Source organism: Terribacillus halophilus, from assembly GCF_900101385.1.
Taxonomy (GTDB): domain Bacteria; phylum Bacillota; class Bacilli; order Bacillales; family Amphibacillaceae; genus Terribacillus; species Terribacillus halophilus.
In genome coordinates, this window is the sequence record NZ_FMZB01000003.1 from 376,234 (window position 1) to 401,682 (window position 25,449).

Sequence of the window (25,449 nt, forward strand, 5' to 3'; positions counted from 1 at the left end):
TTCCTCCTAAGCAGGTTTGGAAACAACGATTTTCATACAGTTTATCATAACCTATCCTCTCTATGTCTAAAGAGCACACGAAGTTGAATATTTTCATCTATATAGAGGGATTGTTTCGTTTTTTGTCGAGCGGGTAGATAATTAATACACGCTAGAAATTAAAGGAGAGATAAATATGAAACCATATCTAAAAGAGTACACAAACGACGAAAAGCTTCAGGAAGACATTCAGCAGCTGAGTACCAAAGGGGTAAATAAAGACAATATTTATATCTTGTCACATGATGATGACAGAACAAAACGTGTCTCCAGCAAAGTGGATGCCAATACAATCGGGTTATCTGAGATGGGAGCCAAAAGTGCAGTAGGAAGCATGTTCAGTAAACCTGGTGATGAGCTTCGTACGAAATTACAGGAAATCGGCTTCTCCAAAGAAGAATCGGAGGATTTCGAAGAGGATTTGGATGAAGGGAAAATCTTCTTGATTGTAACCGAAACGGAAAATGTAGAAGGCTTGCTTATTTAAATGAAAAGGCACTGCTCCGATGAGCAGTGCCTTTACCTTATTTCTTCGGTAAAATGAATTTCGGCTGAGCCAAAACCAGAATGAGAATGACTATGATGCTGGCGATGAAACTCGGCAGCAAGTAGGAGCCATTATATATAAGTGAGTATGCCCATACCGTCTGCCCGGGAGCGGCCGCTGATCCGAAAAATACCATACCGCCTACAAAATGTGATGCGAATCGTCCGATACTTCCAATCAATGTTCCTATGATCAAAAATCCGACAAGCTTAGTTCGGTTATTCTCTTTTGCAGCTTTACGAGCTGATCCAGCTGTTACAGCTGCCAGTCCAACTAAAGTGAAGGCTAAAGGATAATCCAAGAAACCTTGGACAACATGTATTATATAAGGATTAGTGACTAATTGCAGCAACCCGACAACCAACCCTGTTGTAAGTCCGCCCTTCCAGCCCCAGCGAAACGCCATCAGAAATATCGGAACCATCTGTAAGGAGATACTGCCTCCCTGCGCCCATGCTTTAAATGAAAATAAGTCCAGTACGAATGCGAGAGCGGCGAATATCGCCACCTCCACTAAAAATAAAACCTTGCTTCTTGATTGCATATTGCTTCTCCCCTAATAAAAGAATGCAACAAAAAACAATGCCGCAGAGAATCCTTCCGATGGCCCCAATGCGCATTGTTTCCCCATCAAAGAAGCTACATCCCTACGCGAGTGCTAACTCACAGGTTCGAAGGGTCTGGATCGAATGTCCATCTCAGCCGGAATGGCTCCCCCTGCAGGCTTTTTTGTACCGATTTGTTTTCTGTTGTCCATCCATTATATAGAAAAATGACAGCGCTAGCAACAATTATTAAAATTTCCTATAGATGAAATATAATCCAAGTGCTAATTTTAGCAATTTTATTACTTTTACTTCATCTAACGAAATTGTTTGAATTCGAGAAAAAATATGACGTATAATGGACACTGTTCTTTAAAAAGGGAGGATTAAAAATGGATACACCGGCTACAATCCCACAAGGGAAGAAGCATCCAAAGGGATTGTATCTTCTCTTCTTCACGGAAATGTGGGAAAGATATAGCTATTACGGTATGCGTGCTGTCCTAATGCTTTACTTGACTGCTGCAGCGATAAGCGGCGGTTTGGGTATGGACACGCAACAAGCTGCATTAGTTTACAGCCTCTATACAGGAATTATCTACTTCACGCCTATTATCGGCGGTTACTTGACTGACAAGTTTATGGGGCTACGCACTGCTATTACAATTGGCGGTGTAACAATGGCGGTCGGAGATTTCACAATATTCCTATTCAACAACCAGTGGGGATTATACATCGGCATGCTGTTACTTATCATCGGAAACGGCTTTTTCAAACCGAATATCTCAACACATGTTGGTGAGCTGTATCACCCGATGGATAAACGTAAAGATGCCGCATTCACCATCTTCTATATGGGTATCAATATCGGAGCGTTCTTCTCTCCATTAGTTGCTGGATTCCTTGCAGAAGATTTATTCCATACAACTGATGCTGCTGGAATCGAACACTTTGGTTTCAAGTGGGCATTCTTGGCATCTTCCATCGGTATGATTATTGGTCAGTTGATCTTCAGTACGTTGGGTAAGCGCTATTTGGGTGATATCGGTACAAAACCCGCTCGAACTAATATTGCTGCGGAAGGTATCCCAACAAAAATGACTTCTGCTGACAAAAAGCGGACAGGTGCAGTACTGATACTAGCTGTATTTATCATTTTTTTCTGGGCAGGATTCGAACAAGCAGGTACTTCACTGACACTATATACAAGGGATTTCATTGATAGAAGTGTCGGCGGTTACACAATACCTGTTTCCTGGTTCCAGTCTGTCAACCCACTATTTATCGTGATCCTTGCACCTATCGTTTCTGCTATTTGGCTGAAATTAAGCAAATCAAAACGTGGAGATTTCCGGACAACAACAAAAATGTCCATGGGTATGATTCTATTAGGATTAGGATTTTTAATTTTAGTTCCAGCAGTACTTTACACAGGCAGTGATGAAGCTAATATTGTACACAGAGCTAATATTTTGTTCATCGTCTTTACTTACCTGTTCCATACATTAGGCGAACTTTGTCTGTCTCCAGTTGGACTATCAATGGTAAGCAGAGTGGCACCGGTTAAAATTGCCTCTCTTTTGATGGGTGTCTGGATGGCCGCAACTGGTATTGCCAGCCTGATAGCTGGAAAACTTGCTGGTCTAACAGCAACACTTGGTTATGTAGAGATATTCAGTATAATCGGTGCAGCAGCTATCATAGTAGGTCTGATACTGCTGACGGTTTCCAAAAAACTACAAACCATGCTGGACGCGAGAGACTAAATTTCAGAAACACAGTTCCTTTTCGGAGCTGTGTTTTTATATGTATTCCTTTTCCTTCGCTATGTAAACTGCTTGTGAACGATTCTGAGCTCCCAGTTTATCCATGAGTTCCGAGAAGTAGTTCCGGACTGTACCCGGAGATAAAAATAGTTCCCCGGCGATTTGTTTGGTAGAGTATCCTCTTTCAGCCAGATGGAGGATTTGTTTTTCACGCTTGCTTAGCGGATTATCAACCCCCTGTACAAATTGATACGTGATTTCGGGACTTATCACCGTGCGTCCAAGATACACGATATCCCTTACAGCAAGTGCCAGCTGATCACTCGGCGTATCTTTTAATAGGTATCCTTCCACTTTCATCTTCATCGCTTCTTTTACATAGGCTGCAGTTGAAAAGGTCGTCAACATCAGCACCTTTTCGGAGCGGTTATTTTGCCGCATCCAATCCACAACTTCCAAGCCGCTGGATTTCGGCATCTCGATATCCAGAATCAGCAAATCATATGTCTTTGTTTCGAGTGCTTGCAGAACTTCCTCCCCTGTTGCAGCCTGCGAGGCAACAAAGAAATCTTCCTCTAAATCAAGCATCGTAGCCATCGCACCCCGAAGCATGTTTTGATCATCCGCCAACAGCATACGAATCATACTTAGTTCCTCCTTCAGTTTGCATCGGAACATGTATTGTCAAACGTAATCCGCTATTTTGCCGTTTTTTAAAATGGACTCTCCCCTTCATCAACCTCACTCTTTTCCTGATTCCATCAACGCCATTTCCTTCTTGCCACTCCCTGCCATCGAAGCTGCCATTATCCTCCACTTCCAATTGAAGCTCGCTGTCCGATTGAATGACTCGAATCTTACAAGATGTGGCGTTGCTATGACGGATAACATTCGTCACTGCTTCTTTGACAATATAAGCAAGCAGCGTTTCCTTCGAACTGTCCCTTATCGACGGAAATTGCTGTACCAACTCAAAGTCAATACCCGCTTCCTGTAATCTATCATGAGCGGATTCCACTTCTTCCTGCAAAGAAACAAGCCGCAAATCGCTAACGATTTCACGCATTTCCTTTAGCAGTGATCTAGCTAGCAGCTGGATATCATGTAATTCCTGTTCTGCCCGTTCTGGATTCTGATATAAGAGTTTCTTCGATATATCACTTTTCACTGAAATAGTCGATAATGTCTGCCCAACTGTGTCATGTAAATCACGGGCAATTCTATCTCTTTCCCTTTCTTTGATCAGTTCTTCGACTCGGTTGTTTGCTTCGGATAATTCTTGGTTGACTGCTTCCCACTTTCGATTCCATGTCTCTTGAGCCTTCCAGGCTGCGGGTGTGATCAGACCGATCAATATACCCGGCAATAGATAACCCCAAATTATATTCGTTAAACCAAGTATATCTACAAGCAGCAAGCAAACTGCCACACTATTGATTGCCGCATACCCCAACCAGAATTTCCACGGCTTCTGCAATCCATACAGCATACTCGTTGCGTATAAAAGTAAATAAAAATAAGATGCTGATACGAAGAAAACGAGAAAAGCAATAAGCAGTGTCATGATCATGGAAGCAGCAAACGTACGTTCAGGCCTCCAATATGTTTCTCGATAGCAGATAAAAACAGCAACCAAGATCAGCAAAGTGAACAAAAAACAAAATCCTTCAATATTAAGTAAATACAAGCATGAATAATAGAAATACAGCAGCCAAAGATGCGGTATATAGCCCTCCTCTTTCGGAAATAAGCGAAATTTCTTCATCTATATACTCAACTCCTATGCCTGTACTGTAACGTCATTGCTCCTATAAAGCATAACAAAAAATAACAGACAAGGATTATTATATTAGAAATTTCAATACCCTCTCCTGCAGCGATGTTCCACGCACCCCTTGCGTATAAGTAAGATGGCAGCCACTCCCCGATCATTTGCACCCATTCAGGAAACGTCCCCAGCGGCATCCAAAGTCCTCCCAAAATCGCAAGGCCCAATACAACAATATTCGCTGTTACGGATGCTGTTTGTATTTTTTTCGATTGGGCAATCAAGATTCCGATTGTTAGAAATAGACTCGAGACAACCAACAGCCAAACACTTGTCATGATCCATTCTCCGATAGGACGGTCAAATTGTTTCCAAGTATTTATGACAAGGAAGAATACCGAGACAATTATTGAATTGAGCAAGAGCTGGGTAAGCATGCGAGCGACGAAATATTGTGATGACGTGACAGGATGTATAAAAAGATAGTCCATCCAAGTTTGTCTGCGATCATACATCATTTGCATGCCGAATCCTTGTACGGAATTCACTACTAAGCTGTAACAAGTCATAGAAATAAGAAAGAAATAATCAAAGTCTATTCCACTGATTACGACGCCTTTATTGATATACGTAAACAAGCAGTAAAAGATGAAAGGCGTCAGCAATGAAAAGAATAAAAAATATCTATCTTTTATCATTCGCTGAAGTTCCATGCCAACTGTCAGAATAATGGATTTCATAAGCCAACTCCCTTCCTTGACAATCCTTCCACATAGTTCTCAAGTGTATCTCCTTTAATTTCAAGCTGCTTTAGCTGGATGCTCTTCTGGATAAGCAGCTGCAGTTCCTGATCCGCATCATCTGTCAGTTTCCGAAATAACCCTTCATGCAGGCTGTACCCCATGGATAGCAGCAGTTCCTGATGCTTTTCATCTGTCCGAAAGCATACTGACTGCCTGAGCTGTCTGATTTCATCGATTGAACGATCCACGGTTAACACGCCGTCTTCCAGATATAACAATCGATCGGCAACCTCCTCTGCCTCAGAAAGGATATGCGTCGTAATCAATATGCTGACTCCATCAGCACGTACCGCTGCCAGTTGCTTATGAAACAGGCGCTTGGCTTCCAGATCCATTCCAGCTGTCGGTTCATCCATGAAGAGCAGCTTTGGCTTGGTCACTACAGCCAGCTGGAATAATAGACGCTTCATTTGTCCTGCACTCAAATTTTCTGCCAGCATTTTTCTTTTGTCATCCAACCCCGCATCTTTCAAAACAGTATCGACTTGAAACCGTCTGCCATGTAGGGAAAGCACATAGGAAGCAAATTGCCTGACTGTCAAATTCCCTATCATGGAAGGCGACTGTGGTAGATAACTAATTCGGGGATTATTCGTTGTCCACTGGATCCCGCCGGCATCTTGCTGCAGCATTCTTAAAATGATTTTGATTAAAGTGGATTTTCCAGCTCCATTTGTACCAAGCAAGAGGATACTTTCCCCCTCTGACATTTGGAACGTAATATCGCTAAGAACCGATTGTCCATGGAATGATTTACTGATATGATTCAGCATCAGCATATTGCCACCTCCCATTAACAAGATAACAAGTCATAACGCAGGAAGTAAGGAAGAAATGTCATGTAGAAATATGACATTTGTCATAGGAAAAGACCACTTCAGCAAGTGGTCTTTTATGCTAATCAAATTATTGAAGGATGTATGGTAAAGATGATAGTGATCCATAAGATCAACTTATCTTTTTTGACTTTCTTTAAGCAATTGTTTTTGATTTACGCATCTCCTCCTCTTTCTCTAGCAAGCTTTGAAATGCTTTAAGTGAAGCCTCTATATGTTCTTCCTTCGGTTTTGATGTTGTCAGGAACTGTGATGCATATGTAATCCACTTAAACGGCGTGACAACCATTCGGAAGTACTTGTTTTGATTCATGATTACTTCTCCGTAAAAAGGAAACCACAATATGATCTTCAGCCACGTGGCAATTGGAATGAATACCATGATCACCGTATATGTAATTAGTAAAAATATACATCCTGTCCCACACCACTCATGGATTCTCGATGTGTTTTTCCCTTCTTCTACATTAAGCGGTCTTCCCTGTAAATATAAGTTATGGACAATATGCTCTGCAGCATGGTATTTACCAGTTGGAGTTAATTTCAGCACGATAGTTACCATGATCAAACCTGTAAGCATTCCGAAAATAAATCCCGCCTCAGCGTTTCCTGATTGAGAAGTGAATAAACCCATTACTGCCTGGATACGATAATTCATTGCAATAGGTGCAACAAGGAACAGGAGACCTACCCACCATTTCATATAAAAGGCATAAATCGTGTCCGCAAAACCTCTAAGTACCGGAATTAGAAGCATGTTGTTCAACCAATTGGGTAATGAATTAAGCTTTTGAATCTCTACACTTATCTCACCAGTTTTATTTCTTTTTGCGCGGGATTGATAGTTTTTACCGTAAAATGAGACCGCATCACCATGTGCCATGCCGCCATTAACTAATAACTCATTTATTTTCATCATAATCCTCTCCTTTTTAAGATCACAGTCCTACGCTATCTCTGCATCACCACTCGTTATATCGCAACACGATATAACGAACAATGATATATTAATCCCTATCGCCACAATTTTCAACCCTTAATTTCCTTTTTGTTAGAAAAAGGTGCTGCTTCTGATATGCTATAATAATGTAGTCACTATAGAAGGTATGATAAACAGCCAATTGGAGGTAGCAGAATGAAAAAAACCTCACCAGTACAATACTTACCACTTACACATACAACTTTTTATATATTGATTTCCCTCACCACCCCTCTTCATGGGTATGGCATCATGCAAAAAGTAGAAGAGATGAGCAAAGGTGAGGTAAAGTTAGGTCCAGGAACTTTATATGGCGCATTAAGTAAATTGGAAAAACAAAAAATCATTGCTAAAACCCAAGAAGACGGTGAACGAAGAAAATGCTACATACTTACAGAGTTAGGGAAACAAGTTGTGAAGTTAGAGTGGAGTCGCCTGCAAAACTTAGTTGAAGTAAGTCGAAAAAAGGTTGAAAGCATTGAGGTGGAAGAGTAAATCTATGCACAAAGAAAAAAAAGTATTCAAGATCTTTTTGGCGTGGCAGGACAAGAGTGAAGAAATTTGGTTAAACAGGATGGCAAAAAAAGGATGGGCCTTGAAATCCTATAAATTTCTCTATACCTTTGAAAAAATCGAGCCTGCTTCGTATATATATAGACTGGATTATAAATCTACCAGCGACAATGACCTGAATGAATACAAAACGATTTTTCAGGATACTGGCTGGGAGTATGTTACGCGGTACGGAAATTGGTACTATTTCCGTACAAAAGAGTCCCAGGAGCATACCCCTGAAATTTATACCGAACGTGAATATCAAATTGAAAAATACAATAGCTTGCTGCAACATCTGCTTACAGTATTCATTACATTCATCATACTTGCAGTAAGCATGGCCTTTTTGCAAAATTCAATAGTATTGGATGTGTTTTTTACCTTATTAATCATGATCTTTATTTTATGTATTTTCAAAGTTAGACAAAAAATTTCTAAATTAAGGGATTAAATAAAACGGTATAAATCGGTTCCTCTACTTCAATGAAAGTAACAGGAACCGCTTTTGTGTCAACCTGCAAAAGCCTGTATCCCAGACAAGATTTCTATTAATACCTTATATAAAAAGATTGTAGAGAAACTGGAGTTCCTCTACAATCTGCCCACCACTGTCTATGGCTCTTTCCTATTATTCTGCAGTCAATTTCAGGAATTCTTCGATATCCTGCTTACATACCTCGATAGCTTTTAACCAAAATGCCTTATCCGTCAAATCTTCCTGCAAATGCTTCATCGCCAAATCTTCTACCGTCATTCGCCCAGTATCCTCCAGCAATGCATTGTAGAAGCGTTCAAAGTCTTCCGGATTCTCAGCAGCTTTGGCATAGATGCCCGTGCTGAACAAGTAACCGAACGTATACGGGAAATTATAGAACGGCACGTCTGTTGCATAGAAATGCAATTTGGATGCCCAGAATGTCGGATCATATTCATCAAGCTGGTCATTGTATGCTTCTTTTTGAGCTTCGACCATCAACTCACGCAATCGTGCTGCGGATACGAGTCCTTCTTTGCGCTCCTCATAAAATCTAGTCTCAAACAAGAATCGCGCATGGATATTCATGAAGAAAGCGATACTGCGCTGAATTTTTTCCTCAATCAATGCAATTTTTTCTTCCTTCGTTTCCGCTTCTTTTACCGCGGCATCCGAAACGATCAGTTCTGCCAATGTAGAAGCTGTTTCCGCTACGTTCATCGCATATTCTTGATTCAGCTGTTCCACATCGTTCATCGCATAACTATGATAAGCATGACCCAGTTCATGCGCAAGTGTCGATACATTGGAAGCTGTTCCGCTGAATGTCATGAAGATCCGGCTTTCTTTTTTGTCAGGGAAGCTCGTGCAAAAACCACCTGGACGTTTGCTATTACGGTCTTCCGCTTCGATCCAGCGCTTCACGAATGCTTGCTGTGAGAAATCAGCCATTTGGCTGCTGTAAGTGCGGAAATGCTTCACGATGAAATCAGCTGCTTCATCGTAAGTTACATGTTTCGTTGCAGAAGAAAGCGGCGCATCAATATCATACCAGCTCAATTTCTCCAGTCCCAAAATCTCAGCTTTACGCTGCAAATATTTTACGAATGCATCTTTCTCATCCGTAATGGCTCCCCACATAGCATCCAATGTTTCCTGAGACATACGGTTATAAGCAAGCGGTTCCTTCAACACATTATCCCATTTGCGGTGTTTGTATGACTGCAGACGGAAACCAGCCAAGTGGTTAAGCGTTTCAGCAAAGAAATCTTCCTTCTCTGTCCATGCTTCCTGCATTCTGGCAAACACATGCTGACGAACTTTCCGATCCGCAGCATCAAGCTTATTAGCTGCTTGGCCGACGGAATAATATTTCTCTTTTCCATCGATTTGCAACGGTACTTGAATACTGCCGACAATCGTGTCATACATGCTTCCCCAGCCATGGTAGCCATCGATAGCCAAATCATTCAGCAATACTTCCTGCTCAGGCGCAAGCTTTTCAGCTGCCTCTTTTTTGCGCTCATCAAGGATGAATGCATAATTGATCAATTCCGGCTGCTCAAGCAGCTGCTCCCATGTCTGCTGTGGTACTTGTGTAATCACTCTATCCACACCGGTAAGTGTCCCGCTATAAGCAGCCATAAGTTCATCTTTTTTCCCGGACCATTGCTTCGCTTTCTTATCCGTCACATCTTGCGCTACCAAACATTCAACGAATGCAACAACCTCAAATACATGTTTCGCAGATGATTCCCACTTTTCCAGGATGCGTACTAAGCCAGCAGTATCTTCACCTTGATCAGGTACTTGGAAAGAGTCCAGAGCCTGCTTCCATTCACTTATTGCCTGTTCTGCATTGCCTGCGTATTCTTCCAGGGCAGGAGAATTGCTTCCTCCCGGGAAAATCACATCCAAATCCCAAGTTTGTCCATATTTATTTGTCATATGTATACCTCCCTTAAACTACCTTCCTATTATACGCTTTGCTATATTGACTGAAAAGTTTTATTGTTCGATAATTTTCGGCGTAGATTGAAAAACATAGAAAGACCATAGCAAAACAGATGCTATGGTCTCTATATGCTAAACAAATTGTGTTCCATTTAAATTGCGGGTTTCTGCAGAAGCCGATGTTATGCCAGAGATTGGGGTTACCGTTACACTTACCGTATATGTCGTGGTACCAGTAGTCGGGACTACATCTACGAACGTATTCGGCACAAGGATTTGGTATGTTCCAGCAGCCTGACCTGATCGGCCAATGGTCACCTGATTTAAAGTAGCTGCCCCCCTTCTAAGTGTTGCAGTGACAGAAACTGACCAGTTGGCAGTCGCTACAATAGCAATTTGTGCAAGGAAATCCAATTTTTCATTGTTACCTGCCACCACTGTCGGAGTAATTGTATTTATTACGGTATCCGTATTGAGAGGAATGGCAAGAGTTGCAGTCACTTGGTTTGCTGCAAGCGCACTGACGGAAGGTAGTGCGCTGCCGGTAGAACCGGTAGCTCCCGTTATACCTGTGGCACCGGTAAGGCCTGTAACCCCTGTTGGACCGGTAGTTCCCGCCGGGCCGGTTGGTCCTGTTGGGCCCGTGAGACCGGCTGCTCCGGTTGGGCCTGTGATTCCCGCTGGACCAGTTGATCCTGTTGATCCGGTAAGACCGGTTGGTCCCGTTTCTCCTGTTGATCCAGTGAGACCGGTTGATCCTGTTTCTCCTGTTTCTCCGGTTGCCCCGGTGATGCCAGTTGCACCTGTTTCCCCTGTCACTCCAGTAAGGCCGGTTGATCCTGTTTCTCCTGTCGCACCAGTGAGACCGGTTGATCCTGTTTCTCCTGTCGCACCGGTAAGGCCGGTTGATCCTGTTTCTCCTGTTGCGCCAGTGAGACCCGTTCCTCCGGTTTCTCCTGCTGCTCCGGTAAGGCCGGTTGATCCTGTTTCCCCTGTCACTCCAGTAAGGCCGGTTGGTCCCGTTTCTCCTGTTGATCCAGTGAGACCGGTTGATCCTGTTTCCCCTGTCACTCCAGTAAGGCCGGTTGGTCCCGTTTCTCCTGTTGATCCAGTAAGACCGGTTGATCCTGTTTCCCCTGTTGATCCGGTAAGACCCGTGGCTCCTGTTTCCCCTGTCACTCCAGTAAGGCCGGTTGGTCCCGTTTCTCCTGTTGATCCGGTAAGGCCAGTTGATCCCGTTTCTCCTGTCGCACCAGTGAGACCGGTTGAGCCTGTTTCTCCTGTCGCACCGGTAAGGCCGGTTGATCCTGTTTCCCCTGTCACTCCAGTAAGGCCGGTTGGTCCCGTTTCTCCTGTTGCTCCGGTAAGTCCGGCTGGCCCTGTTTCTCCTGTTGCTCCGGTAAGGCCGGTTGGTCCCGTTTCTCCTGTTGCTCCAGTGAGACCGGTTGAGCCCGTTTCTCCTGTTGCTCCAGTGAGACCGGTTGAGCCCGTTTCTCCTGTTGCTCCAGTGAGACCGGTTGATCCTGTTTCTCCGGTTGCCCCGGTGATGCCAGTTGCACCTGTTTCCCCTGTTGCGCCAGTAAGGCCGGTTGAGCCTGTTTCTCCTGTCGCACCAGTGAGACCGGTTGATCCTGTTTCCCCTGTTGCTCCAGTGAGACCAGTGGATCCTGTTTCTCCTGTCACTCCAGTAAGGCCGGTTGGTCCCGTTCCTCCGGTTGCCCCGGTAAAGCCAGTTGAGCCTGTTTCTCCTGTCGCACCAGTGAGACCAGTTGAGCCTGTTTCTCCTGTCACTCCAGTAAGGCCGGTTGAGCCTGTTTCTCCTGTCGTACCAGTGAGACCAGTTGATCCTGTTTCCCCTGTCACTCCAGTAAGGCCGGTTGAGCCTGTTTCTCCTGTCACTCCAGTAAGGCCGGTTGGTCCCGTTCCTCCGGTTGCCCCGGTAAAGCCAGTTGAGCCTGTTTCTCCTGTCGCACCAGTGAGACCAGTTGATCCTGTTTCTCCTGTCGCACCGGTAAGGCCGGTTGATCCTGTTTCCCCTGTCACTCCAGTAAGGCCGGTTGGTCCCGTTTCTCCTGTTGATCCAGTAAGTCCGGCTGGCCCTGTTTCTCCTGTTGATCCGGTAAGGCCGGTTGGTCCCGTTTCTCCTGTTGATCCAGTGAGACCGGTTGATCCTGTTTCTCCTGTCGCACCAGTGAGACCAGTTGATCCTGTTTCTCCTGTTGCTCCAGTGAGACCGATTGATCCTGTTTCCCCTGTCACTCCAGTAAGGCCGGTTGGTCCCGTTCCTCCGGTTGCCCCGGTAAAGCCAGTTGATCCTGTTTCTCCTGTCGCACCGGTAAGGCCGGTTGATCCTGTTTCCCCTGTCACTCCAGTAAGGCCGGTTGGTCCCGTTTCTCCTGTTGATCCAGTAAGTCCGGCTGGCCCTGTTTCTCCTGTTGCTCCGGTAAGGCCGGTTGGTCCCGTTTCCCCTGTCACTCCAGTAAGGCCGGTTGGTCCCGTTTCTCCTGTTGATCCAGTGAGACCGGTTGATCCTGTTTCCCCTGTTGATCCGGTAAGACCGGTTGATCCTGTTTCCCCTGTCACTCCAGTAAGGCCGGTTGGTCCCGTTCCTCCGGTTGCCCCGGTAAAGCCAGTTGATCCTGTGTCTCCTGTTGCTCCGGTGAGGCCAGTTGAGCCCGTTTCTCCTGTTGCTCCAGTGAGACCGGTTGAGCCCGTTTCTCCTGTTGCTCCAGTGAGACCTGTTAATCCTATTTCTCCTGTTGCCCCGGTGAGACCCATTGGCCCCGTTTCTCCTGTCACTCCGGTAAGGCCCGTGGCTCCTGTTGCCCCGGTGATGCCAGTTGCACCTGTTTCTCCTGTCACTCCAGTAAGGCCGGTTGGTCCCGTTTCTCCTGTTGATCCGGTAAGTCCGGCTGGCCCTGTTTCTCCTGTTGCTCCAGTGAGACCGGTTGAGCCCGTTTCTCCTGTTGCTCCAGTGAGGCCGGTCGTTCCTGTTTCTCCTGTCACTCCGGTAAGGCCTGTGGCTCCCGTCGGTCCGGTCGTTCCCGTTACTCCGGTAGGTCCAGTCGGCCCGGTTGCACCGGTAGGTCCGGTCGGCCCAGTTATACCTATGTCATCTTCAATAAACGCTAAACTCACGTCATCTACCAAGATACTGCCATTTGCAGGGTTAGGCAGGGTATTAATTAATAAAAAAATTTGTGCCGTTCCTTCAGGTGCTGCGGCTGAGATTCCCGTAACATGAGTCCAGCCTTCTTGGGAAGCAACGGGAATACTGTCTGCTGGGATATTAAGCAGCAACCCACTGCCTATTGTCTGGAAATTCTCAGATAAGAAAACTATTTGCGCCTGTACTGCTGGTGCTGGCAGTTCACTTTCTCTTGCTAAGTAAAGTGACAGCGTATAGTTATAACCCGTTAGAACTGGTGATACATACTGTGCTATAAAAGCAGTTACCTGACTGCCATCCAGTCTTGCTGCATAGTTTCCGCTATGTGCAAATTGCTGGGTGATGGATGCAAAAGATGAAACCCATGGTACAAGACTTCCAGATTCAAATCCGCCATTTTCTACGATGTTCGGGCCAGGCATCGATGATTTCTGCCTCCTTCAAAAAAAATAAATTAATCCTTAGCTCACAATCTCTTTCTATAACTATTCACACGAATTATTTCCTGACTCCTTGTTTGACCTATATCCCTATAAGTCTTCCATAAATGTACAAGTCCATGTTTTTATAAAATCAAGGGCTATAAAAAAGTTTTTTGCCAGATTTTCTAACATACAACCCCAACAACAGTGTATTGGTAACGCTTACAAATAGATTGACTTATTTAAAGAATCTGAAAATTTATCCAAATAGCTGTTGACCTAGCTCTGGTTAGGCGTTATGATAACTGACAATCAATCAAATAAATGAATTTTCTAATTATTCATTCCGTTCATTTTTCGCATTCAATCACACGTAAAAAAAAAGAGAACTTTTGCAGCTGGGAGGTGTTTTGATCAAATGCGAAGTGACATGATCAAAACAGGGATTGACCGCGCTCCGCACCGCAGTTTGCTTCACGCGACCGGGGTTAAGACATCTGATTTAGGAAAACCATTCATCGGTGTATGCAATTCTTACATCGATATCATTCCAGGTCATATGCATTTAAACAAATTTGCCGAAGTAGTAAAAGATGCAATCCGCCAAGCTGGTGGAATTCCTTTCGAATTCAATACAATCGGCGTAGATGATGGCATTGCAATGGGCCATATCGGTATGCGTTACAGCTTGCCAAGCAGAGAGATTATAGCGGACAGCGCAGAGACTGTCATACAAGCTCACTGGTTCGATGGCGTCTTCTATATCCCGAATTGCGATAAGATAACACCCGGCATGCTGATGGCTTCAGCAAGAACCAATGTCCCTTCTGTCTTCGTTTCCGGGGGCCCGATGGAAGCTGGAGTAAGTCCGGATGGAAAACCATTGAACTTGGTGTCCATGTTCGAGGGCGTAGGCGCTGTTCAAAACGGTACAATGACCGAACAGGAATTAGCAACGATCGAAACACTGGCATGTCCGACATGCGGATCCTGCTCGGGTATGTTCACAGCCAATTCCATGAACAGTCTGATGGAAATGCTCGGTATGACCGTGCCGGGGAATGGAACATTACTAGCTACATCCGACGAACGGCATGAACTGATCTATGAAGCTGCCCGACATTTGATCCGACTTGTCAAAGAAGATATTCGTCCACGAGATATCATGACGAAAGAAACCTTTGATAATGCTTTTGCCTTGGATATGGCCATGGGCGGATCGACAAACACGGTCCTCCATACAATCGCTATCGCGCATGAGGCAGGCATTGAATACAATCTGGCAGATATCAATAAAATTGCCGAAAAAGTTCCATACCTATCCAAAATCAGTCCTGCATCCGATTATTCCATGCATGACGTCCATCTGGCCGGTGGTGTCAGTGCAATCATCAATGAGTTATGTAAAATCGACGGTCTTCTTCACAAAGAAAGAATTACCATCACCGGCAAGACAATTGCTGAGAATGTAGAAGACTACGAGATTCTAAATAAAGAAGTCATTCGTCCATTGGATAATCCGTATAGCCCAGTTGGCGGACTGAGTGTCCTGTACGGCAATCTGGCACCTGACGGAAGTGTGATCAAGGTCGGGGCAGTCGATCCTTCCATCAAGAAGTTTCTCGGAGAGGCAATCGTCTTTAATTCACAGGACGAGGCCCAGGAAGGAATCACCAATGGGACTGTGCAAGCCGGTCACGTCGTTGTCATACGCTACGAAGGTCCAAAAGGCGGTCCCGGGATGCCGGAGATGCTTTCCCCTACTTCCGCCATCGCCGGCCGCGGCTTAGCAAAAGAAGTCGCTTTGATCACAGACGGCCGCTTCTCCGGAGCTACTCGCGGTATCTCGGTCGGTCATATATCACCAGAAGCAGCCGAGGGCGGGCCGATCGCATTCGTCGAAAATGGTGATCCGATCCTCATCGACTTGGAAACTCGCAGCATTGAATTACTCGTCGATGAAGATGTTCTCAAGACCCGCCGGCAAAATTGGAAACAGCCGGAGCCAAAAATCAAATCGGGTTACCTTGCAAAGTACGCAAAACTCGTAACATCCGCCAATACTGGCGGTGTGATGAAAATATAAACTAAAACGAAGACGGGACCATAGTGACGGAAGCATTATATTCACAGAGAGCCAGGGGCGCTGAAAGCCTGGCAATATAATCCGTCATTCTCTTCCCTGAGCGCTTAGCTGAAACAACTAGTAGGCTTAGCCAGGTGCAGTGCACCTGTTATCAAAACGGAGCTTTCATGAAAGCTCCATGAGGCAGCTTACCGTAAGGAAGCTGTGAACTTGGGTGGTACCGAGAAAAGCAAAGTCTTTTTTCCCCATTTCTTGCAAGATTGCTTGAATGGAGAAAAAGGGCTTTTTTATATATCAAAAATTACTGGAGGGATATAACCATGAAGGTGAAGGCACAAGCAGTACAAGAAAGAAAGCCTGCTGCCAAAACTCCCAAAACAGGCGCTGACTTATTCGTAGAAGCACTGCAGGCAGCCGGAGTCGATACCATTTTCGGCTATCCGGGAGGAGCCGTACTTCCGATTTATGACGCCTTGTATCGTGCAGAACCCCGCTTCCAGCACATCCTGACCAGACATGAACAAGGAGCCATTCACGCTGCCGAAGGATATGCCCGCGTTTCCGGAAAACCTGGAGTCGTAATCGCAACTTCAGGACCTGGCGCGACGAATCTTATTACCGGAATTGCCGATGCCATGATGGATTCCCTGCCTCTTGTCGTATTCACAGGTCAAGTCGGCAGAAGCGTCATCGGTACCGATGCATTCCAGGAATCGGATGTGATTGGCATCACCACACCGATCACCAAACACAATTATCAGGTTCAAAAGCAAGAAGATATGCCCCGAATCATCAAGGAAGCATTTTATATCGCAACAACTGGAAGACCTGGACCTGTGGTGATTGATATCCCGAAAGATATTTCCGGTGAAGCTTATGAATCTTCGCTAGACGGGGGTGATGTCCACCTTCCTGGTTATCAGCCGACAACGAAGCCAAACAGCAACCAGATCAAAAAACTCACGCAAGCGATTGTAGAAGCAAAACGCCCGATCCTCTTAACAGGAGCAGGCATCCTGCATGCCAAGGCATCAGAAGAGGTTCGTGCCTTCGCAAAACGTTACCAGCTGCCCGTCACTTCCACCCTGCTTGGGCTCGGCGCTTATCCTGCCAGTGATGATCAGTTTCTTGGTATGGCAGGCATGCATGGGACCTATGCAGCCAATCGCGCCTTGTATGAATGCGATTTGCTGATCAATGTCGGTGCTCGATTCGATGACAGACTTACTGGGCATTTGGAGCATTTTGCCCCGCAAGCTACGATTGCACATATCGATATCGATCCAGCAGAAATCGGTAAAATCATTCCTACTGCCATTCCGGTTGTAGCAGATGCCAAAGCAGCGCTGCAGGCGCTTCAAGAAGCAGAAGCAGCGATACCGGACATCCAGCCGTGGCGTGATCATTTGCAGCAGTACAAACTAGAATTTCCGCTTTGGTTTAACAATCCAGTACAAGACCTCATCCCGCAATGGGTCATGCAAGCTGTGCACAAAGCAACAAACGGAAATGCCATCATCACGACCGATGTCGGGCAGCACCAAATGTGGGCAGCGCAATATTACGGTTTCGATCAGCCAGATCGGTGGGTGACCTCCGGCGGACTTGGCACAATGGGCTTCGGGTTCCCTGCTGCTATCGGAGCCCAGCTCGCAAGTCCCGACAGTACAGTCATCAGTGTAGTCGGCGATGGCGGGTTCCAGATGACGATGCAGGAACTATCCGTTCTGCAAGAGCGAAAGCTGCCGGTCAAAGTCTTGATTGTCAATAACCAAAGCCTCGGTATGGTAAGGCAATGGCAGGAATTCTTCTATCAGGAGCGGTATTCCGAATCATTGCTTGATGTCCAGCCTGATTTCATCAAATTGGCGGATAGCTACAATGTCAAAGGCGTTCGTTTGGAGACACAGGAACAGCTCGTAGCTGAGCTGCCTGCCCTGCTTCAATCGAAAGAACCAGTTGTGATCGACTGCCGTGTGCTGAGGCAGGAGAATGTGTTCCCGATGATTGCACCTGGAAAAGGACTGCATGAAATGATTGGAGTGAGTCGATGAAACGAATCATTACCGCCACCGTCCAAAATCGAAGTGGTGTGCTGAATCGGATAACCGGTCTGATGCAAAAAAGGCAATTCAATATTGACAGTATTTCGGTTGGTAAAACCGAAGTGGAACAAATCAGCCGCATGACATTCGTCGTCGAGGTCGAAGACATGCAAAAGCTGGAACAGCTCACAAAGCAGCTGCACAAGCAGATTGACGTCCTGAAGGTTGCCGATATTACCGAAAATGCTATCGTGGCGCGGGAACTGGCACTCGTAAAAGTGGTCTGCCCCCCTGCCAGCCGCAATGAGCTACAAAGCATCATCGCTCCTTTCAGGGCAAGTGCAGTCGACATCAGCAAAGACAGCATGATCGTCCAAGTAACCGGCGACACCGATAAGATCGAGGCTTTCCTCGAGCTGGTCCGACCATATGGAATCAAGGAATTGTCTAGAACTGGAGTAACAGCCTTCCTACGTGGGCATCAACCGCAAGCTGCGGACGGAAACACGTATTCACTTATAACCAATTAAAAACAGAGAGGAATGACTTATTTATGGCAAAAGTTATCTATCACAATGACATTCAAGAAGAGGTTTTGAAAGATAAAAAAATCGCAGTAATCGGTTATGGTTCTCAAGGTCATGCCCACGCACAGAACCTGAAAGAAAGCGGATTTGATGTAGTGGTAGGCGTTCGTCAAGGAAAATCATGGGATCAGGCAGTCGAGGATGGACATGATGTACGATCTGCATCCGAAGCAGCTCAAGCTGCGGATATCATCATGATGCTTGTACCCGATGAACTTCAGCCTGCTATCTATAAAGAAAGCATCGAGCAAAATCTGGAAACTGGAAATGCCTTGGTATTTGCTCATGGTTTCAACGTTCACTTCACCCAAATCACACCACCATCCAATGTGGATGTGTTCCTGGTCGCTCCGAAAGGTCCGGGACATCTTGTCCGACGCACTTATACAGAAGGAGCCGGCGTGCCTGCCCTATACGGCATCTATCAAGATGTAACCGGAACAGCCAAAGACGTAGCACTTGCTTACGCCAAAGGTATCGGTGCAGGACGTGCCGGCATCTTGGAGACGACGTTCCAGGAAGAAACCGAAACTGATTTGTTCGGGGAGCAGGCAGTACTTTGCGGCGGACTTACGAGCCTTGTCAAAGCAGGCTTTGAAACATTGACAGAAGCAGGTTATCAGCCGGAAGTCGCCTACTTCGAATGTCTCCATGAATTGAAACTGATTGTCGACCTTATGTATGAAGACGGTCTGGAAGGCATGCGATACAGCATTTCTGATACAGCGCAGTGGGGCGATTTCGTTTCCGGTCCGCGGGTAGTCAATGACGAAACCAAGGCGCGCATGAAAGAGGTATTGGAAGATATCCAGAACGGTACATTCGCCAAAGGCTGGATCTTGGAAAACCAAGCCAACCGCCCGCAATTCAATGCGATCAATACAAGAGAAGCAAATCACCAAATCGAAACAATCGGCCGCGAGCTTCGTGAATTGATGCCATTTGTCAAACAAGGGAAGAAAAAACAATCCACTGAGGAAGTGATTGTCCATGGCTCAAATAAAATTTTTTGATACAACGCTGCGGGATGGCGAACAGACACCAGGAGTAAATCTGAACAAACTGGAAAAGCTTGAGATCGCCAGGCAGCTGGAACGCCTCGGAATGGATGTATTGGAAGCGGGCTTCCCCGCTTCTTCCGAGGGGGATTTCCTCGCTGTCCGTGAGATAGCCCGCTCCATCAAGACAACAGCAGTAACGGCATTGGCCCGGGCAAAAAAAAGCGATATCGACATCGCATGGGAAGCATTGAAAGATGCGGAGCAGCCAAGAATCCACGTATTCCTGGCCACCTCCCCTATTCATATGGAATATAAGCTCAAAAAAACGCCAGAGGAAGTACTGCAAACGGCTGTCGAAATGGTCACCTATGCGAAGGAACGTTTTCCAATCGTCCAATTCTCTGCCGAAGATGCTTCCAGATCGGAACTGCCTTTCCTTGCACGTGTTGTGGAAGCAGTCATCGAAGCTGGTGCAACAGTTGTAAATCTGCCCGATACTGTCGGATATGCTACTCCAGCCGAGTACGGCAAGATGTTTGCTTATATGAAGGAACACGTTCCAAATATCAAAAAAGCGGATCTATCGGCACACTGTCACGATGATTTGGGAATGGCTGTCGCCAACAGTATCGCCGCTATCGAGAATGGTGCTACCCAAATCGAAGGAACAGTGAATGCCATAGGAGAACGTGCCGGCAATGCCGCCTTGGAGGAAATCGCAGTTGCCCTTCATATCCGAAAAGATGTGTATCAGCACTCTACCCGTCTCGTATTGAATGAAATTAAACGGACCAGCAGCTTGATCAGCAAGTTGACTGGCATGACAGTACCAGGCAATAAGGCAATTGTCGGAGACCATGCTTTTGCCCATGAATCCGGCATCCATCAAGACGGAATGCTGAAGCATGCGGAAACGTATGAAATCATCACACCGGAACTGGTTGGCATGAATGCTACCAATCTAGTACTTGGAAAACATTCCGGCCGACATGCATTCAATACGAGAGTTGCGGAACTTGGCTTTGTCCTTGAAGAGACGCAGCTACAGGAAGCTTTCGACCGCTTCAAACGTCTGACAGATAAAAAGAAAGAAGTAACGGATGAAGACCTCTTCACCATTGCGCTGGATATCCAGACAAAACATGATCCCGTGAAGACATATGAAGTAAAAGCCCTTCAAGTGACGATGGGTCCGCAAAATCTGCCAACGGCCACTATTGCCTTGCAGACACCTGAGCAAGGTATCAAGGAGACCGCTCGGACTGGACATGGAACTGTGGAAGCCATTTACAATACGTTGGCTGCCCTGATCGATGAACAAGTGACACTCACGGACTACCGTATCCATTCAGTCGGCAAAGGCGAAGATGCTCTGGCTGAAGTACATGTCCAATTGCAAGTCGACGGTGTAGCCTATACCGGCCGCGGCACAGCCAATGATGTTTTGAAGGCTTCCAGCCAAGCCTTTGTCAACGGCGTGAATCGCGCTTTACGCGCCGCAACACTGAAAAAAGTTCAAGCATTAATCTAATCTGACCTGGAGAGTGCTGACCATGCAAAAAAAGATCGTACTGCTACCGGGAGATGGAATCGGTCCTGCTGTGACAGAAGCCGCTGCTTCTGTCCTGCAGCAGGTAGCCGACATTTTCTCCCACACTTTTACCTTCCAAGAGAAACAAATCGGCGGTGCTGCCATTGATACATTCGGGGAACCATTGCCAGCAGACACACTTCAGGCTTGTAAAGAAGCGGATGCCATTTTACTCGGCGCTGTAGGAGGACCTGAGTGGGATCGACAGCCTCCTCATCTGCGGCCCGAAAAGGGACTGCTTCAGCTGCGCAAAGGATTGGGCCTCTTTGCAAATCTGAGGCCCGTCAAAACCTTCCCTTCCCTGCTGTCCAGTTCACCGCTGAAGCAGGAAATCGTTGCAGGAAGCGACTTGTTGATTGTACGAGAACTGACTGGCGGGCTATACTTCGGTACGCCAAGCGAACGACGGGATGAAGGACAAACGGTTGTCGACACCCTTCACTATGAGAGAAACGAAATTGAACGGATAGTCGAAACCGGTTTCCAGAGTGCCATGCTCCGTAACAAACGTCTAGCTTCCGTTGACAAAGCAAACGTACTTGAATCAAGCAAGCTGTGGCGGGAAATCGTCGACGAAAAGAGGAAGGATTATCCGGAGGTGGCCGTTGAGCATATGCTTGTTGACTCAACTGCCATGAAACTCATTACCAATCCGACTTACTTCGATGTCATTGTTACCGAAAACCTTTTCGGCGATATCCTGAGCGATGAAGCATCTGTACTGACTGGGTCTCTCGGCCTCCTTCCTTCGGCCAGCTTACGAGCCGATGCGCTTGGTCTTTACGAGCCAGTCCATGGCTCCGCTCCGGATATAGCCGGTAAGGATATTGCCAATCCGCTTGGCGCTATCCTCTCTGCTGTCATGCTCCTCCGCTACTCTTTCGGCATGGAGAAAGAGGCTGACGCCGTGGAAGCGGCTGTCAATGAAGTGCTGCAAAGCGGATTCGGAACACAAGATATGCAAGTGAAACCGGAATCGATCGTCGGTACAGAAAAAATGACTTCTCTTGTCATCGAGCAGCTGATGACAGCAAAAGTGAGTTCTTAAGAAAGGACCTGAGAACAATGCAGCAACCTAAGACGATTATCGAAAAGATATGGGAGAAACACACCGTTGTACAAGAGCCTAATAAGCCCGATCTCATGTATATCGACTTGCATCTTGTACATGAAGTGACCTCCCCTCAAGCTTTTGAGGGGCTGCGCCTGGCAGGTCGGAAAGTACGACAGCCAGAGCGGACATATGCTACCGTCGATCACAACGTACCAACAATTCATCGTTCGGTGATCCGCGATGAAGTTGCCCGCACACAGATGGAAACACTAAGAACCAACTGTGCGGAATTTGGCATCCGACTGGCAGATATTGACCATCCGGACCAAGGAATCGTGCATGTCATCGGCCCGCAACTTGGTCTTACACAGCCCGGCAAAACAATCGTATGCGGTGACAGCCATACTTCCACCCATGGAGCATTCGGTGCTTTGGCATTTGGTATCGGTACGAGCGAAGTAGAGCATGTGCTTGCCACCCAGACACTTTGGCAAAGTAAACCAAAGACATTGAATGTGCAAATTGACGGCACTCTTGGAACTGGTGTGACAGCCAAGGACCTGATTTTAGCCATCATCGGTAAGTTCGGCGTCAAATTCGGTACCGGCTATGTGCTCGAATATACCGGAGAAGCCATTCGAAACCTGTCCATGGAGGAACGGATGACGGTCTGTAATATGTCGATTGAAGCAGGGGCACGCGCTGGTTTGATAAGTCCGGATGAAACGACTTTCGAATACCTCCGCGGGAGAAGATATGCCCCGGAAGGTCCTGCTTTTGAAAAAGCAGTTTCAAAATGGCGGCAGCTTGCCACCGATGAAGGTGCTGCCTATGATCACACGGTACATTTGAATGCATCCGAAATCGAACCGCAAGTGACCTGGGGTACCAATCCAGGCATGTGTCTGCCGATATCTGCAAATGTCCCGGATCCGGCACTCATAGAGAATAAAGAAGAAAAAGCATCAGTTGAACAGGCGCTGGCGTATATGGGATTGGAGCCGAATCAACAGCTGACTTCCATCGAAATCCAACATGTTTTCATCGGCTCCTGTACAAATTCACGAATTACAGATTTGCGCAAGGCTGCCAGTGTCATCCAAGGGAAAAAGGTTCATCCTTCCGTTCGTGCCATGGTCGTACCAGGATCATTCACTGTTAAGATGCAAGCAGAACAAGAAGGTTTGGATAAGGTTTTCAAAGATGCAGGCTTTGAATGGCGTGATGCTGGCTGCAGTATGTGTCTGGCAATGAATGATGATGTCGTACCTGCTGGCGAACGCTGCGCTTCCACTTCGAACCGGAATTTCGAGGGTCGGCAAGGTGCCGGAGCCCGCACTCATTTGGCCAGTCCGGAAATGGCGGCCGCAGCAGCAATCGAAGGAAGGTTTGTCGATGTCCGGCAAGTCGCCGCACCAACTGTGTAAGGAGGATGGGAAATGGAACCGATCAAAACACATAACGGACTTGTCTATCCGCTTCCAAAGCGAAATGTCGACACAGACCAAATCATACCGAAACAATTCCTCAAACGGATAGAGAGATCTGGGTTTGGACAATTTCTTTTCTATAACTGGCGATTTGATGAGAAAGATCAGCCGCGCCAGGATTTCACGCTGAATCAGCCGAAATACAAAGGGGCATCCGTTTTGATTGCCGGGGACAATTTCGGCTGTGGTTCTTCTCGTGAACATGCTCCTTGGGCGCTTTTGGATTATGGTTTCAAAGTGATCATTGCACCTAGCTTTGCAGATATTTTCTACAATAATACGACAAAGAATGGCATACTAGCTATTAAACTATCCGAGGACAAAGTAGACTATCTGCTCAATCAGGCAGAGATAAATTCGTATATACTGACAATAGATCTGGAGAAACAAAAAGTGCATGATGAGCTAGGCTTTGAGGCAGATTTTGACATTCCTGCCTATCATAAGCATATGCTATTGAATGGACTGGACGAGATCGGCATTACATTGACCTATGCTGATCAGATAACACAATTTGAACAGACATATAATTAAAGGAGCGTGAAGGCATTGGGGATTGTTTAAGTCAGAAAAAAATACAAGCAGCTGCAGACTTTTTGAAGGAATTGGTACATCATACACCTATCAGGACCTCCACAACGCTTGACAGGTTGATGGACAGGAACGTATATATGAAGATGGAGAATGAGCAGAAATCAGGCGCGTTCAAGGCTCGCGGAGCGATTTTTAAAATCGGCAGTATGAGCGAAGAAGCTGCAAACCGTGGTGTCATCGCCGCTTCTGCCGGAAACCATGCGCAAGGTGTTGCCTTGGCCGCTGCCAAACGCGGCATCCAGGCGAAAATATATATGCCGCTCCATACACCGAAGCCAAAGGTGGAAGCGACAAGGAACTATGGTGCAGAAGTCGAACTGGCAGGCGAAACATTCCAAGAAGCGCTATTCGCTGCCCAGAAAGAGCAAAAGCAGACAGGGGCGACATTCATCCACCCTTTCGATGACGTGGATATCATCGCTGGGCAGGGCACGATTGCAGTAGAAATGCTGGAAGATCAGCCAAATCTTGACTGTATCATCGTTCCAATCGGTGGCGGCGGGCTTATCAGCGGTATTGCTTTTGCCGCCAAACAGATCAAACCTTCCATCCGGATCATCGGTGTACAAACGGAAGCAGCCTGCGCAACTTATCACGCATTCCACAAACATTTGATACCATGTCTCACGTGTACGACAATTGCAGAAGGCATTGCCGTCAAGGAGCCTGGCAAAGTAACGATGCCATTGATCCAGCAATACGTGGATGATGTGGTCACTGTTTCGGAGCGTGACATAGCAGCCGCTATCCTGCAGCTGCTCGAACGGCATAAGACGCTTGCAGAAGGAGCCGGCGCTGCTGCCTTTGCAGCCTTGATGCGCCATCATGAAAATATTCGTTCCAAGCATTGCGGTATCGTCATCAGCGGTGGGAACTTCGATCTTCAAAAGCTGTCTGAGCTGCATGAACTTACTATGCATCTCCCCGCCAACAGCATGGCATAAAGAAAGAGCAGGAGGCATCACGCTTCCTGCTCTATTTTTCTTTTTCCGGCTTCAGTCTGCCGGCCTGCTTCAGCTGTTCGCGAAGCAAATATTCAATCTGAGCATTCACACTGCGAAAGTCATCGTCTGCCCATTTCTGTACCATATCATAGATTTCCTGGTTGATGCGCAACGGAAAACTCTTTTTCTTCGCCATAACA

General features: G+C 46.4%; 22 protein-coding genes and 1 riboswitch. Of the genes, 13 read left to right on the forward strand and 9 right to left on the reverse strand.

Annotation, left to right across the window (positions count from 1 at the left end; translation table 11 throughout):
- Positions 1-175: 175 nt before the first annotated feature.
- Positions 176-526, forward strand: coding sequence for a YflT domain-containing protein (locus BLQ53_RS07970; protein WP_093726761.1), 351 nt, complete (start codon positions 176-178; stop codon positions 524-526).
- A 37-nt stretch (positions 527-563) separates the two neighbouring features.
- Here BLQ53_RS07970 and thiT read toward each other — a convergent pair whose 3' ends face one another.
- On the reverse strand, positions 564-1,130 hold the full coding sequence (thiT, locus tag BLQ53_RS07975; RefSeq protein WP_093726762.1) for an energy-coupled thiamine transporter ThiT: 567 nt from the start codon (positions 1,128-1,130) through the stop codon (positions 564-566).
- Positions 1,131-1,213: 83 nt separating this feature from the next.
- A riboswitch (TPP riboswitch) is annotated at positions 1,214-1,314 on the reverse strand.
- Between the two features lie 209 nt (positions 1,315-1,523).
- Between thiT and BLQ53_RS07980 the strand changes: the two genes are divergently transcribed.
- Entirely contained in the window at positions 1,524-2,897 is a 1,374-nt protein-coding gene (locus BLQ53_RS07980; RefSeq protein ID WP_093726763.1) for a peptide MFS transporter, read from the forward strand.
- 36 nt (positions 2,898-2,933) lie between these two features.
- Here the strand turns inward: BLQ53_RS07980 and BLQ53_RS19060 are convergent, their stop codons facing one another.
- The 5 genes from BLQ53_RS19060 to BLQ53_RS08005 form a co-directional block, all read right to left on the reverse strand.
- Positions 2,934-3,542 carry a response regulator transcription factor gene (locus tag BLQ53_RS19060; RefSeq protein ID WP_212733360.1) on the reverse strand — a complete coding sequence of 203 codons (609 nt, stop codon included), beginning with the start codon at positions 3,540-3,542 and terminating at the stop codon, positions 2,934-2,936.
- Positions 3,517-4,662, reverse strand: a complete 1,146-nt coding sequence (locus BLQ53_RS07990) for a sensor histidine kinase (RefSeq protein WP_093726765.1) — start codon at positions 4,660-4,662, stop codon at positions 3,517-3,519. Before BLQ53_RS07990 ends, BLQ53_RS19060 begins: the two co-directional genes overlap by 26 nt.
- 8 nt (positions 4,663-4,670) lie before the next feature.
- The gene (locus BLQ53_RS07995) at positions 4,671-5,405 is read right to left on the reverse strand and encodes an ABC transporter permease (protein ID WP_093726766.1); all 735 of its coding nucleotides are present in this window, start codon (positions 5,403-5,405) and stop codon (positions 4,671-4,673) included.
- Positions 5,402-6,247 (reverse strand): ABC transporter ATP-binding protein, encoded by an 846-nt coding sequence (locus tag BLQ53_RS08000; protein ID WP_170829615.1) that lies wholly within the window; start codon positions 6,245-6,247, stop codon positions 5,402-5,404. The genes BLQ53_RS07995 and BLQ53_RS08000 overlap by 4 nt, the downstream gene beginning before the upstream one ends.
- 193 nt (positions 6,248-6,440) lie before the next feature.
- Positions 6,441-7,220 carry a DUF1385 domain-containing protein gene (locus BLQ53_RS08005; RefSeq protein ID WP_170829616.1) on the reverse strand — a complete coding sequence of 260 codons (780 nt, stop codon included), beginning with the start codon at positions 7,218-7,220 and terminating at the stop codon, positions 6,441-6,443.
- A 219-nt stretch (positions 7,221-7,439) separates the two neighbouring features.
- Between BLQ53_RS08005 and BLQ53_RS08010 the strand changes: the two genes are divergently transcribed.
- On the forward strand, positions 7,440-7,778 hold the full coding sequence (locus tag BLQ53_RS08010) for a PadR family transcriptional regulator (protein WP_093726769.1): 339 nt from the start codon (positions 7,440-7,442) through the stop codon (positions 7,776-7,778).
- A 4-nt stretch (positions 7,779-7,782) separates the two neighbouring features.
- Positions 7,783-8,289: a DUF2812 domain-containing protein gene (locus BLQ53_RS08015; RefSeq protein WP_093726770.1), complete on the forward strand. Its 507-nt coding sequence runs from the start codon at positions 7,783-7,785 to the stop codon at positions 8,287-8,289.
- A 177-nt stretch (positions 8,290-8,466) separates the two neighbouring features.
- Here BLQ53_RS08015 and BLQ53_RS08020 read toward each other — a convergent pair whose 3' ends face one another.
- Together BLQ53_RS08020 and BLQ53_RS19425 are read right to left on the reverse strand one after the other, a co-directional pair.
- Positions 8,467-10,260, reverse strand: a complete 1,794-nt coding sequence (locus BLQ53_RS08020; RefSeq protein WP_093726771.1) for a M3 family oligoendopeptidase — start codon at positions 10,258-10,260, stop codon at positions 8,467-8,469.
- 138 nt (positions 10,261-10,398) lie between these two features.
- Positions 10,399-13,857 carry an NTTRR-F1 domain gene (locus tag BLQ53_RS19425; protein ID WP_093726772.1) on the reverse strand — a complete coding sequence of 1,153 codons (3,459 nt, stop codon included), beginning with the start codon at positions 13,855-13,857 and terminating at the stop codon, positions 10,399-10,401.
- 418 nt (positions 13,858-14,275) lie between these two features.
- On the opposite strand from BLQ53_RS19425, the gene ilvD reads away from it, so the two are divergent.
- From ilvD to ilvA, 9 genes are all read left to right on the forward strand, one after another.
- Entirely contained in the window at positions 14,276-15,943 is a 1,668-nt protein-coding gene (ilvD, locus tag BLQ53_RS08030; RefSeq protein ID WP_093726773.1) for a dihydroxy-acid dehydratase, read from the forward strand.
- Positions 15,944-16,263: 320 nt separating this feature from the next.
- Entirely contained in the window at positions 16,264-17,997 is a 1,734-nt protein-coding gene (ilvB, locus tag BLQ53_RS08035; RefSeq protein WP_093726774.1) for a biosynthetic-type acetolactate synthase large subunit, read from the forward strand.
- Positions 17,994-18,518: an acetolactate synthase small subunit gene (gene ilvN / locus BLQ53_RS08040; protein WP_093726775.1), complete on the forward strand. Its 525-nt coding sequence runs from the start codon at positions 17,994-17,996 to the stop codon at positions 18,516-18,518. Before ilvB ends, ilvN begins: the two co-directional genes overlap by 4 nt.
- 23 nt (positions 18,519-18,541) lie before the next feature.
- The gene (gene ilvC / locus BLQ53_RS08045; RefSeq protein WP_093726776.1) at positions 18,542-19,588 is read left to right on the forward strand and encodes a ketol-acid reductoisomerase; all 1,047 of its coding nucleotides are present in this window, start codon (positions 18,542-18,544) and stop codon (positions 19,586-19,588) included.
- Positions 19,566-21,107: a 2-isopropylmalate synthase gene (locus BLQ53_RS08050; protein WP_093726777.1), complete on the forward strand. Its 1,542-nt coding sequence runs from the start codon at positions 19,566-19,568 to the stop codon at positions 21,105-21,107. The genes ilvC and BLQ53_RS08050 overlap by 23 nt, the downstream gene beginning before the upstream one ends.
- 22 nt (positions 21,108-21,129) lie before the next feature.
- On the forward strand, positions 21,130-22,215 hold the full coding sequence (gene leuB, locus BLQ53_RS08055) for a 3-isopropylmalate dehydrogenase (protein ID WP_093726778.1): 1,086 nt from the start codon (positions 21,130-21,132) through the stop codon (positions 22,213-22,215).
- A 17-nt stretch (positions 22,216-22,232) separates the two neighbouring features.
- Positions 22,233-23,648, forward strand: a complete 1,416-nt coding sequence (leuC, locus tag BLQ53_RS08060; RefSeq protein ID WP_093726779.1) for a 3-isopropylmalate dehydratase large subunit — start codon at positions 22,233-22,235, stop codon at positions 23,646-23,648.
- Between the two features lie 12 nt (positions 23,649-23,660).
- A complete protein-coding gene (gene leuD, locus BLQ53_RS08065; RefSeq protein ID WP_093726780.1) occupies positions 23,661-24,245 on the forward strand; it encodes a 3-isopropylmalate dehydratase small subunit in 585 nt (194 codons plus the stop codon).
- Between the two features lie 14 nt (positions 24,246-24,259).
- Entirely contained in the window at positions 24,260-25,249 is a 990-nt protein-coding gene (ilvA, locus tag BLQ53_RS08070; RefSeq protein ID WP_425288289.1) for a threonine ammonia-lyase, read from the forward strand.
- 31 nt (positions 25,250-25,280) lie between these two features.
- Here ilvA and BLQ53_RS08075 read toward each other — a convergent pair whose 3' ends face one another.
- A complete protein-coding gene (locus BLQ53_RS08075) occupies positions 25,281-25,445 on the reverse strand; it encodes a type II toxin-antitoxin system antitoxin (RefSeq protein WP_093726782.1) in 165 nt (54 codons plus the stop codon).
- Positions 25,446-25,449 lie beyond the last annotated feature (4 nt).

What these genes read in the sequence shown, in the direction of transcription:
- ilvC (WP_093726776.1), top strand. Translation starts at nt 18,542, where the DNA reads ATGGCAAAAGTTATCTATCACAATGACATTCAAGAAGAGGTTTTGAAA.
- leuD (WP_093726780.1), top strand. Translation starts at nt 23,661, where the DNA reads ATGGAACCGATCAAAACACATAACGGACTTGTCTATCCGCTTCCAAAG.
- thiT (WP_093726762.1), bottom strand. Translation starts at nt 1,130, where the DNA reads ATGCAATCAAGAAGCAAGGTTTTATTTTTAGTGGAGGTGGCGATATTC.
- BLQ53_RS08005 (WP_170829616.1), bottom strand. Translation starts at nt 7,220, where the DNA reads ATGAAAATAAATGAGTTATTAGTTAATGGCGGCATGGCACATGGTGAT.
- BLQ53_RS08075 (WP_093726782.1), bottom strand. Translation starts at nt 25,445, where the DNA reads ATGGCGAAGAAAAAGAGTTTTCCGTTGCGCATCAACCAGGAAATCTAT.
- BLQ53_RS07995 (WP_093726766.1), bottom strand. Translation starts at nt 5,405, where the DNA reads ATGAAATCCATTATTCTGACAGTTGGCATGGAACTTCAGCGAATGATA.
- ilvD (WP_093726773.1), top strand. Translation starts at nt 14,276, where the DNA reads ATGCGAAGTGACATGATCAAAACAGGGATTGACCGCGCTCCGCACCGC.
- ilvN (WP_093726775.1), top strand. Translation starts at nt 17,994, where the DNA reads ATGAAACGAATCATTACCGCCACCGTCCAAAATCGAAGTGGTGTGCTG.
- ilvB (WP_093726774.1), top strand. Translation starts at nt 16,264, where the DNA reads ATGAAGGTGAAGGCACAAGCAGTACAAGAAAGAAAGCCTGCTGCCAAA.
- BLQ53_RS19425 (WP_093726772.1), bottom strand. Translation starts at nt 13,857, where the DNA reads ATGCCTGGCCCGAACATCGTAGAAAATGGCGGATTTGAATCTGGAAGT.
- BLQ53_RS19060 (WP_212733360.1), bottom strand. Translation starts at nt 3,542, where the DNA reads ATGATTCGTATGCTGTTGGCGGATGATCAAAACATGCTTCGGGGTGCG.
- BLQ53_RS08020 (WP_093726771.1), bottom strand. Translation starts at nt 10,260, where the DNA reads ATGACAAATAAATATGGACAAACTTGGGATTTGGATGTGATTTTCCCG.
- BLQ53_RS07980 (WP_093726763.1), top strand. Translation starts at nt 1,524, where the DNA reads ATGGATACACCGGCTACAATCCCACAAGGGAAGAAGCATCCAAAGGGA.
- BLQ53_RS07970 (WP_093726761.1), top strand. Translation starts at nt 176, where the DNA reads ATGAAACCATATCTAAAAGAGTACACAAACGACGAAAAGCTTCAGGAA.
- BLQ53_RS08015 (WP_093726770.1), top strand. Translation starts at nt 7,783, where the DNA reads ATGCACAAAGAAAAAAAAGTATTCAAGATCTTTTTGGCGTGGCAGGAC.
- leuB (WP_093726778.1), top strand. Translation starts at nt 21,130, where the DNA reads ATGCAAAAAAAGATCGTACTGCTACCGGGAGATGGAATCGGTCCTGCT.
- leuC (WP_093726779.1), top strand. Translation starts at nt 22,233, where the DNA reads ATGCAGCAACCTAAGACGATTATCGAAAAGATATGGGAGAAACACACC.
- BLQ53_RS07990 (WP_093726765.1), bottom strand. Translation starts at nt 4,662, where the DNA reads ATGAAGAAATTTCGCTTATTTCCGAAAGAGGAGGGCTATATACCGCAT.
- BLQ53_RS08050 (WP_093726777.1), top strand. Translation starts at nt 19,566, where the DNA reads ATGGCTCAAATAAAATTTTTTGATACAACGCTGCGGGATGGCGAACAG.
- BLQ53_RS08000 (WP_170829615.1), bottom strand. Translation starts at nt 6,247, where the DNA reads ATGCTGATGCTGAATCATATCAGTAAATCATTCCATGGACAATCGGTT.
- BLQ53_RS08010 (WP_093726769.1), top strand. Translation starts at nt 7,440, where the DNA reads ATGAAAAAAACCTCACCAGTACAATACTTACCACTTACACATACAACT.